A 14,996-nucleotide genomic window follows, 5' to 3' on the forward strand; every position below is an offset into this window, starting at 1 on the left:
ATTGAAAAAGGGCTCAGCTTAGCTGACCCTTTTTTTCAATGAAGAATAAACGTGCTGCCCATTAGGGGGGTGTATAGTCAAGAAGAAATCTTCTCAATCACCATTCTTTTCCCGCTATTTAATGTAAACTCAAATCGGTCATTCATTTTTTCAAAATAACTAAAGTGATGCTGGACATTGCAAATTTGCTCTTGATTATCAAAAACGATAAAATTAACACCGCTTTTTCTTTCGGTTGTAGTGAGAAAACTTAATTGATTGTAGCAATAAATGCAGTCATATACAGAAAATTTCAAGGAATTTAGCGTAGTTATAAATTGGAAAAATGCATCATCATTTATTTCGTCCAATAGTTTTTCTAAAGAAAAGATTAAATGTTTGCGAATTCGGATCGTATCTTGGTCTTTCAGAGTTGTCATTTCATTAGACAAACCCATCTTGCCTTCTTCAAACAAAATTCCTTTCTTCCAGCGCTTCATGCGGAATACTTCGATTTCCTGGTGGAGGAACTCATCCAATAATGCTGCTTCATCTGTTTCATTATCAAAGAACACCCACTGATTATTGATGTATTCGATTGTACCTTCAGTAAATGCCCGGGTTTGAAACTCTATCAGTTTTGTACGCTGCTGTTTATTCATAAAAAACCTCCATTTGCATCCTTCACCATTCTTTTTAGACAGATTTTGGTGTTTTTATAACTCTATTTGAGGCAAATACCTATTTTTCATAGAATTCATACTGTTCCTTATAGTAGGATATTCTTTTCACATTTTATCTGATACAAAAGGGGAGTAGGCGATTTGTTCAACCTTAACGGCAAGTAAGGGAAATGCGAACTCTATGTTTGACGACTGGATGAGAAAAGGCTACTCTTAAGGTATTGTGTTAATTTTTAGCTTATATATTTTGAATTGGAGGAGCGATGATGAATAAAAGATTTTGGACGCTCATCATGATCCCGTTTCTTCTTTTTTACGCTATCCCAGCAGGAGCCGTTGAAAAAGAAGATCGTAAATGGCAGGATGAATCCATTTATTTCTTAATGGTGGATCGTTTTAATAATGGGGATTTAAAAAATGACTTTCAAGTTGATGTTAAAGATCAAATGGCCTATCATGGCGGTGACTTTCAAGGGGTAATCGATAAGCTCGATTATATTAAAGACATGGGCTTTACAGCCGTTTGGCTAGGCGCCATTTTTGATAATGAAGAAAATGGCTATCATGGCAAATGGGTTCAAGACTATTATAAAACGGAAGAACAATTCGGTACGATTGAAGAATTCAAGGAGCTTGTAAAGCAAGCACATAATAGAAATTTGAAGGTGTTAATAGACTTTGAATTGAATCATGTTGGTCCTAATCATCAATGGTTGTCTGAATCTGATAGACAAGATTGGTTTAGTGGACAACAAGCTGATCTGCCTGTATTGAATCAAGAAAATCCAGAGGTTAGAGGATATTTAATTGATGCTGCGAAGTGGTGGATTGATGAAACAAACATTGATGGGTATTATTTAGATAATATTTCTGTTGCAGAAGAAAGTTTTATGAAGGAATTTTCTGAGGCAGTGAAGGAACAAAAGGAAAACTTCTATTTACTAGGCAGTGATGAAACGAATGATTCGGAAGCCATTGCTCATTATCAAACGATAGGTGTGGATGGACTGCTCGATTACCCACTTGCTGAAAGTACAAGACCTATTTTTAAAAAAGTAGATCATTCATTAAGTGAGCTCATTACATATAAAAAAGAACAAATGACAAAATACAAGGATCCCTATTTAATGGCCAGCATGTTGGATAATGATCAAATGGTGCGCTTTACACATGATGCGGTTACAAATAATCAGCATCCAGGGCCAAGATGGAAGCTTGCATTGACCTATTTGTATACAACGCCTGGGATTCCTGTTGTTTTTTATGGCACTGAAATTGCACTTGAAGGTGCGGGTGGAGAAAAAAGCCATGGACAAATGGACTTTCGGACGGATAAAGAATTAATTGAGTATATAACAAAGTTAGGAGAATTACGTTCTGCTTATCCAAGTTTAACAAGAGGGACATTAGAGCTGCTTGGAGAGGATAAGGAGATCGTTGTTTATAAGCGAGAGTATGAAGGAGAAACATCTGTCATCGCCATTAATAACTCATCTGAATCTAAGAACATTACAATTAAGAATGAGTTGTTAGAAGAAAATAAAGAGCTAAGAGGACTTATTTCTGATGATCTTGTGAAAAGCAGTGACGAAGGGTATGTGCTGTTTCTTGACCGGGAAGAAGCAGAGGTATATGTACTAGCAGATCAATCAGGCATTAATATTCCGTTTGTAATTGCAACGATTATTGTTTATGGTGCATTTATAACTTTTATTTTCCTCCTATGGAGACGAGCGAAGAAAAAACGAGCGAATGAGAAATAAAAAAATGAGTCAAAGGGAAAATTTCATCCTTTGACTCATTTTTTGTTATTGTATAGGAATTTATAAATTAGTTACTGTTCTTTTTCAGATGCTGTTCTCATGATGTTTTAAACTTATGTGTTAATTTTTGCAGATTATCAGCAATCTGTGCTAAATCCTTTGTAGAGTTAGCTACTTCATCAACAGAGGCTAATTGTTCTTGAGATGCTGCTGATACACTCATTGAATTTTGATTATTTAATTGAGCAATCGATGTGACTGCAGTTACGGCTGAAGTTACGTCATTTGCGCTGTCTTCGATCATTTTACTGCCATCAAGAATTTTACTCATTTGACTATTCATATCTACCATAGAATGAGAGATCCGATGGAAAATATCCTTCGTTTCATTTGTCATAATAATTCCTTCTTGAACATCTTCTATGACATGCTTCATTGTTGCAACTGAATCTCCGGTTTGCTTGTGAATGACATTGACAAGTTCGGCAATTTGTTGTGCAGATTCATTTGATTGTTCAGCTAGCTTTCTTACTTCTTCCGCAACAACGGCAAAGCCTTTTCCTGCTTCTCCAGCTCGTGCTGCTTCAATCGCAGCATTCAATGCGAGCAAGTTTGTCTGATTCGCAATATCAGTAATTACTGTTAAAAATTGCCCAATTTCCTTTGTTTGTTCCTGAAGCATTTGAATGGAATGATCGGATTCGCTGACTGAGCTTTGAATAAGTCCCATTTGTTTAACAGTTTGATCAACCGCTTTTTCGCCCTCTTCAGCAACAGCGGTATTTAATTGGGATTGACTGCTAATCGCCTCTGTATTATGAGAAATGTCATTAATTTCACTATTTACTATATTCATTGCTTCGGCAATTCTTTCCATGCCAGCCATTTGTTCCTCTGAACCAGCAGCCACGCCTTGGATTGCAGTAGAAATTTGCTCGGAAACGGTAGCAGTACAATCAGAATTAGTAGAAAGCTGGTCAACTGAAACAACAATACGATCAGATGTATGATTGATTTCTTTGACGACTAATTGGAGATGCTCTGTCATTTGTTTAAAGCTTTTTGCAAGTTGGCTAATTTCATCGTCTACTCTAGATGAAAAGTCTATATTTACATTTAGGTCCCCTTCAGCTACCATATTTGTTGCTTTTAGTAATTTCTCAAGTGGAGTAATAATGATCCAACGAGTAAATAGTGCAACAATAATTGTTGCAATTAAGAGATTGATAAATGTGTTAATATAGATGCCGAAACTAGCAGGTACCTCTATTAAATTCATCACATGTTTGTTTAGATTAGAGGAAAGTGGTGTACTAATTAATGAAGCAAAAACAATTACCCCAATCATTTTAAGCCGTATACTTCTGAATTTAATCTTTTTTAACATTTGAATAAACCCCTCCCATTGGGTGTGCAACAAAACCAGTTGTTAGTCAATTATACCTATAAATTGAAATGAAGGCTATTATTAAGTTATTTGCATAAAAAGGAAAAAACAGTTTGTGCATCAAAACAAGTAGTTCACCAGTTATGAAGTAGAAAAGATAATTTCATAATGTTAATATTAAGCGAAATCACATACTTTTAGACTATAAAATGACAGTAAAAAGCAGAGGTTGGGCATCCTCTGCTTTTTGTGTATTGTCACTCTGGAAGTTATTTTGCACTGTGAATAAATAGAAAAAGTCCAATCTCCTAATTATAGAATTAAGAAATTGAACGAGTTGCTTACTTTACAAAAGTGCCCTTTTGTTGCATAGACTCAACTATTGTATTGTGTTACTTAAATACTATAGTCATATCCTTAGTACTTCTCCTCCAAATCATATGGTCTGTGCCCTGTGACCAATAATCCTTTAGCAAATAATCAGGTTTTCCGAATTTCTTTTCCCATATTTTTTGTGCATTTATGTATCCACTATCTAGACAAAATTCTTGAACCCCATTCCCAAGGAGTGTTAAAAACATTGCATTTAAAAGCAAAGTCCCTATACCGCGTCTTTGATAATCTGGAAGTACAAATACAGTCCCTATTTCATACATTCCCTTTAATGCACCATTTGTACAAGTATCAATTAGTTCACTGGCATGACCGTATTCGATTGTACCGATAATCTTATTACATTCATTATCTACAGCAATTAAAAAATAACGACTTTTACCGTTGCTATCAAGGTCATTTTTCAGGTATTGCTTTTTGGTTTCAATTTCATTTTCCATATCATCATGCAATTCCGATAAACCTTCCTTAGCAAACGTATTCTTTGTTACTATACTAAAAAGTTGGTTTAACTCTTCACTGTCCTCAATTCGCGGTCTTCTTATCTTAACGTTATACACTACAATACCTCCCAATGCACCTCTTTGTTTATCCAACAATCTGGCCCATTTACGGAACAATCGGTAGATGTCTTTTTATATTTACTTGACTCTAATTATCAAGCTATCCTTTGCGGCTTCAACAACTTCTGTTGTAATCATTTCAAGCTTATTAATTTCAAGTATCCTTTCAATCTGAGTGAACAGTCTTAAGTCTTTGTATGAGTCTAAAGTTTCCGCCAGTAATCTTTAGTATGCTGGTTATTGCTTCGCAGTTGGAAAAATATTCAAATTTTACAGAAAGCCCTAACTCTTCCCATTTATACTCCAAGATATGATTGGTTTCATCATTACTAAGTTTGTCAAATTCATGAGCAAATCCAATTCTGGAGTAGAGTGGGGGATATCGCGCTATTCGCTTCTCAATACTGTCACTTTATTAGTAGCAGGGTTTATTGGGTTGTACTTTGAAACTTCAATAATATTGCTTTAGGGTCTTTAATTGACTATTTCAATGTAGATCAATCAACCATCCAATGGTTTAATGAAAAATCCACCATTTTTGAGTTTTTCAAGTCAATAGGTGGAAATTTTCCGTTTATTAGCGCTAATTTTTCTAATAATTACGAAATAAGCGGATTTTCTCCGTCTATTTATCTGCTCAGATGCTCAACCTGAGCAGATAAATGCAAGTTAGTAAAAGATCGGGTGATGAATGGATGATCCTATCGATAATTCACAAATTGCACATCTACAGTTAAGTCTGCTTCTTTCACTGATGCAATAATTTGTTGGAGGTCATCACGGTTTTTGCCTGTTACTCGAACTTGATCATCTTGTACTTGGCTTTTTACTTTAAGGCCGCTGTTTTTGATAAGGGTATTAATTTTCTTTGCGTTTTCTTTGTCAATCCCTTGGGCAATTTTTGCGCGTTGTCTGACTGTTCCACCTGAGGCACCTTCAAGCTTTCCATAATCTAAGTTTTTAACTGGGATGCCTCGCTTAATCATTTTGCTAAATAATACGTCCTTCAGCTGCTCTAACTTGAATTCATCATCTGATAGTAAGACAAGCTCCTCTTTATCAAGCGAAATCTGACTCTTACTACCTTTAAAATCATAGCGTGTTTGAATTTCCTTCATTGCAATATTAATTGCATTCGTTACTTCAGAAAAATCAACCTTGGATACAATATCAAATGAACTTTCTTTAGACATAGCTTCCTCCTTAAACAATCCTTGTTAAATAGAGATTTCACTTTATCTCTTAATTATAGTAAAATATAGCAGTTCATACAACTATCGTGATATTAGGTGAAATTTAGATAAATGAAGCGAATAAAAAGGAGAATGAAGCATGGCATTGAGAGAATATATCGGACGGACTGTTCATTTGAAGGCAGAGAGACAGACGGACTATGGCTATTTTTTATCAGATGGTGAAGAGGATGTACTTCTGCATAAGAATGATACACATATTGAAGTAGAAGAAGGACAAGAAGTTGAAGTTTTTCTTTATACGGATTCGAGAGGAAGAATAGCGGCAACGACTAAGCTTCCTGAGATTACAACTGAAACGTATGGCTGGGCAAAGGTGAGTGATGTAAAGCCAGGAATTGGGATCTTTATTCATATCGGAATAAATAAAGATATGCTGCTTGGGGAGGAAGACCTGCCAGCACATGAGTCTGTATGGCCGGAAATCGGGGACATGCTCTATATAACACTTCGAGTCAATCGGAATGATCGTATTTATGTGAAGTTAGCTACAGATCCGATTATCCATGATATTTCAGTGAAAGCAACTAGAGAGGATTTTAATAAAAATATCCATGGGCATATTTACCGTACGGCTAAGGTAGGCAGCTGGATCTACTCCGCAGAAGGATTTAAGGGATTTATTCACGAATCACAGCGTAAGATTGAACCAAGGCTTGGCGAAAAAGTGGAGGGGAGAATAATTGATGTCAAAGAGGATGGCACGATAAATGTCTCATTGGCTCCAAGAAAAGAAGAGTCGCTAGATCAAGATTCGGAAACGATTATGGAATATTTAGCTTCAAGAAATGGGGCTATGCCATACGGGGATAAAAGTGCACCAGAGGATATTCAAGAACGTTTTCAGATGAGTAAATCTTCATTTAAAAGGGCGCTTGGACGTCTAATGAAGAACGGAAATATTTATCAAAAAGAGGGCTGGACATATACAAAGGAAGAAAAGTAAAACGAGCATGCGGCATGACCGCTTGCTCGTTTTTTGTGCTTATTTAGAAAACTATAAAATCGCGCATTGTGTATAACTTTATGAGTAGTTTAGTGTACGTCCAGCTCTGGTGCCTATCGCCTATCAAACTTCAGTACTGCTCCGCAACGATTGCGTCAAACGCGGTTAGCTCACGCTCACCGTGTTTCCTTTATCGAAAGAACCAGTCCTTCCAGTTTGTACGGCGATGATCAAGGCGTCTGCGCATTTGTATTTTTATAAATGATCGGTTTTCTTAGAATACTGGTTCTTTCCAGCCTTGCGATTTTTTTCACTCATCATATTTTTTTCATGACGGAATGCATTATTATCTTGTGCTTTTTTGTCATTATCTGAAGTTCGGGGCATATGTTCATAACTCCTTCCAAATTGTCACAGTCTACAACGTAGTATTAATAGACTGGTTCAAGTGTTATTGTCTGTCAAAATGAAGGGGAGTATGTATTTAAACCGATGATAGATGAAAAAAAGCAATTGGTATGAACCAATTGCTCAATAAGAATTATGATTGCATTTTATTTAAAAAGAATACAGCGATCGTACCGGATCCAGTATGTGAACCGATAACGGCACCGATTGAGGAAATATAAAAGTCTTTTACTTGTAATTCAGTTGATATAAGTTCTTTCATTTCATTTGCTGCAGCCTCATCATCGGCATGACTAATACCAATCACTTGCTTGTCTAAAGAATCGCCTTGCTCCTTCATAATTTCGATGATCCTTCGTTGAAGCTTCTTCTTTCCACGATGTTTTTCAATTGGAACTAGCTTTCCATCTTCAACATTTAATAATGGCTTAATGTTCAGCAGCCCACCTAAAAACGCAGATGCTTTTGAAACACGGCCACCTTTTGCTAAGTGATCAAGGTCATCCACTGTAAATAAATGCTTCGTATGCTGACAACGGAATTCAATGTCCTTAAGGATCTCATCTTTCGAAGCGCCTTCCTTTGCAAGTTTTGCAGCTGCTTGGACAATTAAACCAAATCCTAGCGAAGCACATTTTGTATCAATAATTGTAAGATTGAAATTAGGATACGCTTCTTTCACCTGTTCAAGGATCATTACCGCTGTTTGATATGTACCAGATAATTCAGATGAGAAAGCGATATAAATGCCATCTTCATTATTTTCAGCCATTTTCGTAAATGTCTTTTCAAAGAGCAGTGGAGATACTTGAGATGTCTTTGGAAGCTTGCCTTCACGGATTGCTTGATAAACAGTTTTTGGAGCAATGGTTAATAAATCTTCATATTCCGTATCATCTAGATGGACCTTTAATGGGAAAAGAGTGACATCATTTTCTTTATAAAAACTTAATGGCAAATCACTTGCACTGTCTGTTAAGATTTTGACTGACATTCTTTTTCACCTACTTTCTATTCATATATATATTCTATAAGTGTATATAAATTAGTAAAAAAAGACAATCAAAATTACTTCGCTCTGAATTATTTGCCCTTATAAGAATAATTAAGAAGATAGTTTCACAAGCTTTTATTAAGATCAATCTGTATTTCTGGAAGTTTTACTAAACATATTGGGGGGAGATTTGCTATCCAGTTACTATTGATTGCCCAAATTTTATTATTTACAAATCTTTTTCCGATTCAGCTTTATGAAAGATATGGGACGGAAACATTCGACATGTATAAAAATAATCCATTAGAGGAACAGAATTTTAGGAACGTATTCGTATCTGGAAAGAACGGAAAATATTTAATCACGGGTGAAATCCGTTCAAAAATGAATGATTTTTTTTATATTGTTGAAGATGGTCACAATGAGCTTATTAAGGAGACAAAAGCAATGGTGGAGACAGAGGATCAGCTATGGTCCAAATTTTCGATTCATCTTGATATTCATAAGAAATTACTCCCTGAGAATGGGAACATCACGTTATATATGTATGCTAAGAATAAATTAGGTGGAATGATTCACACGTACCCAGTCGTGTTAGAGAAATTTTCTAAAGAACAAAGCTGACACGAACGGTGTCAGCTTTGTAGGAAGCTTTAATAGTTACGAATGCTTTATTACATCCAATTCCTTTTCCACACTGCTTAGCTGATCTTGTTCTGCTTGAGCAGTGCTCGCAAATGCAGGGCTAATGACATTTTGAGCGGCAATTATTCGCATTTGTTGTTCAACTGGTTCCACATTTCTTGTTTCATCAACTATGCGCCTTGTTTCTTGAACCAATTGATTGTCCATTTTATATTCCTCCGAGAGAAGATTCCTTCACATTTTTCAGCTTCTCAGCTTCTGCTTCAGCATATGTCATGTGATACGGGATGCGTTCAGCATGTTTTGTTACAGAATCTACACCTTGTTGCACAAAGCGTTTCGATTTCGTACGTTTACCCAATCGAATCCCCTCCAAAAAGAAGAATGTTGAAACAACTAATTCGTTGCTTCGTTTATTAGTATGTGCAAAGTTCCTTATTTAAAAAGGGGAATTATTTGTCCTTTTCATAAAAAAGTTCCAAATAGAATTTAGAATAATTTCAAGTTAAGTAATTCATTTAAATAAACACCAACACCGTCTTCTTCATTTGATAATGTTGATTTATTTGCTGTTGTTTTTACTTGGTCAATGGCATTGCCCATGGCAACTCCATAACCTGCATAATCAAGCATTTCAAGATCATTATCTTCGTCTCCAAAGGCAATAATTCTTTCCGGAGGAATTTGGAAATAGTCAGATGCTTTTTGCAGCCCCACTGCTTTATTTAAACCTAATTTTACGATCTCAATCACATGCCATGGAGCAGCCCAACTACGATGATCGATCACTTCGGCATGAACGGCAGATAGATGATCTCGGATTGTTTTCACGTGTTCCTCATCCGTGTGGATTAACATGCTTGTTGGAGAGGCATTCAAATAGTTGCGAAGGTCACCAGTCGTAATATTAGGATTACCGAAACCAAAGATATCAAGAAGTTTTTCGTCATGATAATGTATATAGACATCATCAATCACTTCTGCAATAATATTGTGGAATTTGAAGGTGTTACATGCTTCAACAATCTCCTTAGCTACATTGACCTCTAGCGGTGAATGGTACATCCCCCAATTCGCATCTTTTGGATGATGGACAAATGCCCCGTTAAAATTAACAATCGGTGTATCAAGATCCATTTCTCGATAGTACATTTCACTTGAGCGGTATGGACGACCAGTAGCAATCATTACAATATGTCCCTGCTCACGTGCTTTTTGGATAACCATCTTATTTCTTTCTGAGATCGTTTTATTATCCTTTAATAATGTTCCATCTAAATCAAGAGCAATTAAATGTTTTTCTGGCATATAAACACCTACTTACAGTTATTTGTTTAATCCTAAGTATTAACACTTTGGAAAAAAAAGCCTACATGATACACTTATTGAAAAGTAACTTCATTTTCTATAAACACTATGTTAACAAATATATTAATATTTTGTTACTAAATAGACTTTATTCATGTATTTTTACAATATATTTGAACGTAGTTTACAAAGGGAGGCTTTATACAACAGTGATCGGAATTGAAAAGAAAAATATAAATGACATTCCGCTGCTTCATATTGTTGCTGCAAATAAAAAAGATGAGAAGCTGCCATTAATTATGTTTGTACATGGTTTTAAAAGTATAAAGGAAAAAAACCTTCATTATGCCTATTTTCTTGCAGAAAAAGGTTATCGTGTGATTCTTCCCGAGGCACTGCATCATGGTGGAAGATCAGATGGAATCTCCGGGAATCAGATGATGTACCAGTTTTGGGATATTATTTTACAAACCATTTCTGAGCTTGAGATCATCAAAAATTCTCTAGAAAAGGAACATCTAATTGATGCCTCACGTATTGGGTTAGTTGGTACATCGATGGGGGGCATGATCACTTTAGGAGCTTTAACTAAATATCCATGGATAAAAGCAGCTACTTGTCTAATGGGGATGCCTTATTATGAAAAGTTTGCCCAACTGCAATTAGATGAAATGAGAAAGAATGGACTAGAAATTCCTCTTGCAGAAGATAAAATTGCCTTTTTAATGGATAAACTAAAATCGTTTGATTTAAGTATGCAAACGGAAAAATTAGCTGGACGGCCATTGCTTTTTTGGCACGGTGAGAAAGATCCAGTCGTTCCATTTGAATATACATACCATTTTTATGAAACAATTAAACCTTTATATGAACAGCAGCCAGAAAAGCTAAAATTTATTGTTGATGAAAAAGCTGGCCATAAAGTTAGCAATGAAGGGATCAGCCAAACAGTCAGATGGTTTGAATTATATGTATGAAGCAACAATAATTTATAATTTAATAAAACTTTGATATGATACATATAAATAAAAAGAAGGAGCTGTATACATATGGAGCAAGAATTAAAAGACAGCATTATGGGGGCGCTTGAGCTTGTAGTCGACCCAGAACTTGGAATTGATATTGTTAATCTTGGATTAGTTTATGATGTGAAGATGGATGAAGAAGGATTAACAACCATTGACATGACATTAACTTCAATGGGATGCCCGCTTGCAGGTACCATTGTTGAAAATGTAAAGAGTGCTTTAACAGATATTCCAGAAGTAAAAGAAACAGAAGTAAATATTGTATGGAATCCGCCATGGTCTAAGGATAAAATGTCTAGATATGCGAAAATAGCGTTAGGCATTCGATAAGGGAAGGAATATTAAGATGAAAAATAAAGTAATCTTAGTTACTTCTGATCAGCTTGGAAAAGGGGAAAAGGAGCTCGGTGAAACGGTTCTTGAAACCTTTTTCACCCTTTTGAAGCAAAGGGATGATTTACCTAAAGCTATTTTTTGTATGAATCAAGGAGTATTTACATTAACTGAAAAATCATTGGTTTCCGTTCACATGAAGGAACTAGAAGATAAAGGTGTCGAAGTACTTGCTTGTAAAACATGTGTTGATTATTATGATGTTGAAAATATATTAATCGCTGGCAAAATAAGCGGGATGCCATCTTTCCTTGACCTAGCAGCAAAATATGAAGTAATCACTATATCTTAAGAACAGCAGATCTTTTTCTGCTGTTTTTTGTTGGACAATATATTTAAATGTGAGATTCTTCACTTATTTAATAAACAAACTCCCCTATAATTTAATTATCGATCTCATTGTACTTAATCAGACAATCCGAAATTTTCTTAAGGAAATGAAAATGGAGGGTGTTGAAGGAGGATTTATTTACATGGCTTTTAATCGTGATTTTAATTCAGATCCCTTTATTGTGATTTGGGAGTTAACTAGAGCTTGTCAGTTGAAGTGCCTGCATTGCCGTGCTGAAGCTCAGTATAAAAGAGACCCTCGTGAGTTATCTTTTGAGGAAGGAAAAACATTAATTGATCAAATTTATGAAATGAATAATCCGATGCTTGTATTCACAGGTGGAGACCCACTAATGCGACCTGATGTTTTTGATATCGCAGAATATGCTGTTAAAAAAGGTGTACGGGTTTCAATGACACCAAGTGCTACACCAAATGTAACAAAAGAAGCAATCGAAAAAGCAAAAAATGTAGGGTTATCTCGTTGGGCATTTAGCCTTGATGGTCCAACTGCAGAAATCCATGACCATTTCCGCGGCACGGCAGGTTCTTTTGATTTAACGATGGAACGAATTAAATATTTACATGAGCTAGAGATCCCAATTCAAATTAATACGGTTATCTCTCGCTATAATATTGATTATCTTGATGAAATGGCAGAACTAGTTGAAAAATTAGATTGTGTACTTTGGAGTGTATTTTTCCTTGTTCCTACAGGTAGAGGACAGGAATCAGATATGATTTCACCTGTTGAGCATGAGAAAGTATTCCAATGGCTCTATGATTTAAGTAAGCGTGTTTCCTTTGACATTAAGACAACAGCTGCACAGCATTACCGTCGTGTAGTTATTCAAAATAAAATGCGTGAAGCAAAAAATCAAAAAGATGAAATTCAGTATTTAGATGCATTAACACAACAAGGATTAACAGGATCTATCGATGGACTTGGAAGAGCACCAAAGGGAGTAAACGATGGAAATGGCTTCGTCTTTATTTCTCATGTCGGAGATGTTTATCCTAGTGGATTACTTCCTGTAAAAGCAGGAAATGTAAGAGAGCAAACAATCGGAGAAATTTATCGTGAATCACCAATCTTTCAAGATTTAAGAAATCCAGATAAATATAAAGGCAAATGTGGTGTATGTGAATTTAGACATGTTTGTGGAGGCTCACGTTCCCGTGCTTATGCAATGACAGGGGATTACATGGAAAGCGAACCGTTCTGTGTTTATATTCCAAAAGCATTAAGAAAAAAAGAGAAAACAACAAATTAAAGTATGCATAGATCATTATCAAATGTGCAGTCTTGCTCAAAGACTGCACTTTCTTTATAGGACTAAAAACGTTGAATGAGGAATGCTTGCTAACGGACACAAACATGCGGTTTAAAATTTACACAAAGGATTATTTCTGAAAAAAAGTGTATATTTATAGGCTGTTTTCTAAAGAATTGTTGTTTCATGAATCAAATGTTTTGATTGAATATAAATGCCAACTAAGTCGGTTGATTGGAGCGGAAGTTGCGAGATTCATGTGGGATGTGTTGGACAGCTGAGATCCTGCAGGACATTAAATTGGCTTCTCAGATTTCACACCGCTCGAAGGAAATGCGAATGCATTTTCGAGGAGCGATTGCTCCAAGGAGGCTCAAGCGGACAACCCCACGGAAAGCGAGCATCTGGAGCGGAAATCAACCTTTACCAATCTTTATCTTAATACTACGCAACAATGTTTGCGAAACAGCTTTAGTAAAAGAGGAAAATCGACAACATCATGACATTTTCGTGTTATGATTAACATATAGGTAATAATATGATGTAATTAGTATTGATAAAATCTTGTTATCAGATTTTGATCACTCTTAATATGGAGTTGATAAAGTGGAAAAGTTAATTATTCGAGATCAATTAAATAGACCGTTAAGAGATTTGCGTATTTCAGTTATTGATCGCTGCAATTTTCGTTGTACGTATTGCATGCCTGCTGAGAAATTCGGTCCGGACTTTGCTTTTTTACCTAAAAGTGAATTGCTAACATATGAGGAAATTGAACGTTTAGGCAAAATATTTGTTGGACTTGGTGTAGAGAAAATTAGACTAACTGGCGGAGAGCCATTACTGCGCAAAGATTTGCCGCTTCTCGTTAAAAAGCTTTCAGATATAGAAGGATTAAAGGATATTGGGTTAACAACAAATGGTGTCCTCCTACCGAAATATGCAAAAGAATTAAAAGCTGCGGGCCTTTTAAGGGTAAATATTAGTTTAGATACACTGAATAGTGAATTGTTTGGACAAATCAACGGCAGAGGTGTTGGTGTTGAAACAATTCTAGAAGGAATTAGAGCAGCGCAGGATGCTGGCCTAGGTGTAAAAATTAATATGGTTGTGAAAAAAGGGTTAAATGAGACAGAAATCGTACCGATGGCTAAGTTCTGTAAGGAACAAGGATTGCAGCTTCGTTTTATTGAATATATGGATGTTGGCAGTACGAATGGCTGGAAAATGGATGAAGTTGTAACCAAAAGAGAAATTTATGAATTGCTTAAGGAACATTATTTATTAGAGCCAGTAGATCCAGATTATTTTGGAGAGGTTGCTAAACGTTATCGATACGAAGGAACAGATGTGGATGTTGGCTTTATACCTTCTGTTTCGGAATCATTCTGTTCAAGCTGTACACGTGCTAGACTTTCTGCAAATGGTCAAATCTTTACCTGTCTATTTAATGGAGAAGGACATGACATAAAAGAATTTATGAGACGTCAAGATATGACAGATGAAGAGATTATCGAACGGATCACAGGGATTTGGAGTGGCAGAAAAGACCGCTATTCAGATGAGCGAACAGAAGAAGGCGCTAAAAACCGTAAAAAAATTGAAATGTCTTATATCGGTGGATAAGAACAAATGTGCAAGCGCCTTGA

General features: G+C 35.8%; 17 protein-coding genes and 1 pseudogene. 8 read left to right on the forward strand and 10 right to left on the reverse strand.

What is annotated here, in order from left to right:
- Positions 1-77: 77 nt before the first annotated feature.
- Positions 78-641, reverse strand: a complete 564-nt coding sequence (locus tag J2Z40_RS08300; RefSeq protein ID WP_066392723.1) for a DUF2777 domain-containing protein — start codon at positions 639-641, stop codon at positions 78-80.
- A gap of 287 nt (positions 642-928) precedes the next feature.
- Between J2Z40_RS08300 and J2Z40_RS08305 the strand changes: the two genes are divergently transcribed.
- Positions 929-2,425, forward strand: a complete 1,497-nt coding sequence (locus J2Z40_RS08305) for an alpha-amylase family glycosyl hydrolase (protein WP_066392726.1) — start codon at positions 929-931, stop codon at positions 2,423-2,425.
- A 97-nt stretch (positions 2,426-2,522) separates the two neighbouring features.
- Here J2Z40_RS08305 and J2Z40_RS08310 read toward each other — a convergent pair whose 3' ends face one another.
- The 4 genes and pseudogenes from J2Z40_RS08310 to J2Z40_RS08320 form a co-directional block, all read right to left on the reverse strand.
- On the reverse strand, positions 2,523-3,812 hold the full coding sequence (locus tag J2Z40_RS08310) for a methyl-accepting chemotaxis protein (protein WP_066392729.1): 1,290 nt from the start codon (positions 3,810-3,812) through the stop codon (positions 2,523-2,525).
- 392 nt (positions 3,813-4,204) lie between these two features.
- Entirely contained in the window at positions 4,205-4,765 is a 561-nt protein-coding gene (locus J2Z40_RS08315; protein WP_066392732.1) for a GNAT family N-acetyltransferase, read from the reverse strand.
- Positions 4,766-4,846: 81 nt separating this feature from the next.
- Positions 4,847-5,171: pseudogene (locus J2Z40_RS19770) on the reverse strand (AAA family ATPase); the annotation flags it as partial.
- A gap of 298 nt (positions 5,172-5,469) precedes the next feature.
- The gene (locus J2Z40_RS08320) at positions 5,470-5,961 is read right to left on the reverse strand and encodes a YajQ family cyclic di-GMP-binding protein (protein ID WP_066392734.1); all 492 of its coding nucleotides are present in this window, start codon (positions 5,959-5,961) and stop codon (positions 5,470-5,472) included.
- 139 nt (positions 5,962-6,100) lie between these two features.
- Here J2Z40_RS08320 and J2Z40_RS08325 point away from each other — a divergent pair, with 139 nt between their 5' ends.
- Entirely contained in the window at positions 6,101-6,967 is an 867-nt protein-coding gene (locus tag J2Z40_RS08325) for a CvfB family protein (RefSeq protein WP_066392737.1), read from the forward strand.
- A 255-nt stretch (positions 6,968-7,222) separates the two neighbouring features.
- On the opposite strand, the gene J2Z40_RS08330 is transcribed toward J2Z40_RS08325, so the two are convergent.
- Both J2Z40_RS08330 and J2Z40_RS08335 read right to left on the reverse strand, forming a co-directional pair.
- On the reverse strand, positions 7,223-7,354 hold the full coding sequence (locus tag J2Z40_RS08330; protein WP_083953857.1) for a DUF3941 domain-containing protein: 132 nt from the start codon (positions 7,352-7,354) through the stop codon (positions 7,223-7,225).
- A gap of 154 nt (positions 7,355-7,508) precedes the next feature.
- Positions 7,509-8,369 (reverse strand): DegV family protein, encoded by an 861-nt coding sequence (locus tag J2Z40_RS08335; RefSeq protein WP_066392739.1) that lies wholly within the window; start codon positions 8,367-8,369, stop codon positions 7,509-7,511.
- A 285-nt stretch (positions 8,370-8,654) separates the two neighbouring features.
- Here J2Z40_RS08335 and J2Z40_RS08340 point away from each other — a divergent pair, with 285 nt between their 5' ends.
- Positions 8,655-8,993 (forward strand): intracellular proteinase inhibitor, encoded by a 339-nt coding sequence (locus J2Z40_RS08340; protein ID WP_157087804.1) that lies wholly within the window; start codon positions 8,655-8,657, stop codon positions 8,991-8,993.
- Positions 8,994-9,029: 36 nt separating this feature from the next.
- Here the strand turns inward: J2Z40_RS08340 and J2Z40_RS08345 are convergent, their stop codons facing one another.
- The 3 genes from J2Z40_RS08345 to J2Z40_RS08355 form a co-directional block, all read right to left on the reverse strand.
- Positions 9,030-9,221 carry a DUF3813 family protein gene (locus tag J2Z40_RS08345; protein ID WP_066392743.1) on the reverse strand — a complete coding sequence of 64 codons (192 nt, stop codon included), beginning with the start codon at positions 9,219-9,221 and terminating at the stop codon, positions 9,030-9,032.
- Between the two features lies 1 nt (position 9,222).
- Positions 9,223-9,375 (reverse strand): hypothetical protein, encoded by a 153-nt coding sequence (locus J2Z40_RS08350; RefSeq protein WP_162840473.1) that lies wholly within the window; start codon positions 9,373-9,375, stop codon positions 9,223-9,225.
- Between the two features lie 128 nt (positions 9,376-9,503).
- Positions 9,504-10,322 carry a Cof-type HAD-IIB family hydrolase gene (locus tag J2Z40_RS08355; protein WP_066392745.1) on the reverse strand — a complete coding sequence of 273 codons (819 nt, stop codon included), beginning with the start codon at positions 10,320-10,322 and terminating at the stop codon, positions 9,504-9,506.
- Between the two features lie 209 nt (positions 10,323-10,531).
- On the opposite strand from J2Z40_RS08355, the gene yjfP reads away from it, so the two are divergent.
- The 5 genes from yjfP to moaA all read left to right on the forward strand — a co-directional run bounded on the left by yjfP (position 10,532) and on the right by moaA (position 14,973).
- Positions 10,532-11,299, forward strand: a complete 768-nt coding sequence (yjfP, locus tag J2Z40_RS08360; RefSeq protein WP_066392748.1) for an esterase — start codon at positions 10,532-10,534, stop codon at positions 11,297-11,299.
- A 72-nt stretch (positions 11,300-11,371) separates the two neighbouring features.
- Entirely contained in the window at positions 11,372-11,680 is a 309-nt protein-coding gene (locus tag J2Z40_RS08365) for a metal-sulfur cluster assembly factor (RefSeq protein ID WP_066392750.1), read from the forward strand.
- A 16-nt stretch (positions 11,681-11,696) separates the two neighbouring features.
- Positions 11,697-12,035, forward strand: a complete 339-nt coding sequence (locus tag J2Z40_RS08370; protein WP_066392752.1) for a DsrE family protein — start codon at positions 11,697-11,699, stop codon at positions 12,033-12,035.
- Positions 12,036-12,216: 181 nt separating this feature from the next.
- A complete protein-coding gene (locus J2Z40_RS08375) occupies positions 12,217-13,347 on the forward strand; it encodes a TIGR04053 family radical SAM/SPASM domain-containing protein (RefSeq protein ID WP_066392754.1) in 1,131 nt (376 codons plus the stop codon).
- A gap of 606 nt (positions 13,348-13,953) precedes the next feature.
- Entirely contained in the window at positions 13,954-14,973 is a 1,020-nt protein-coding gene (gene moaA / locus J2Z40_RS08380; RefSeq protein WP_066392761.1) for a GTP 3',8-cyclase MoaA, read from the forward strand.
- Positions 14,974-14,996: the final 23 nt, after the last annotated feature.

Origin of the sequence: Cytobacillus eiseniae (genome assembly GCF_017874625.1) — a bacterium.
Lineage (GTDB): Bacteria > Bacillota > Bacilli > Bacillales > Cytobacillaceae > Cytobacillus > Cytobacillus eiseniae.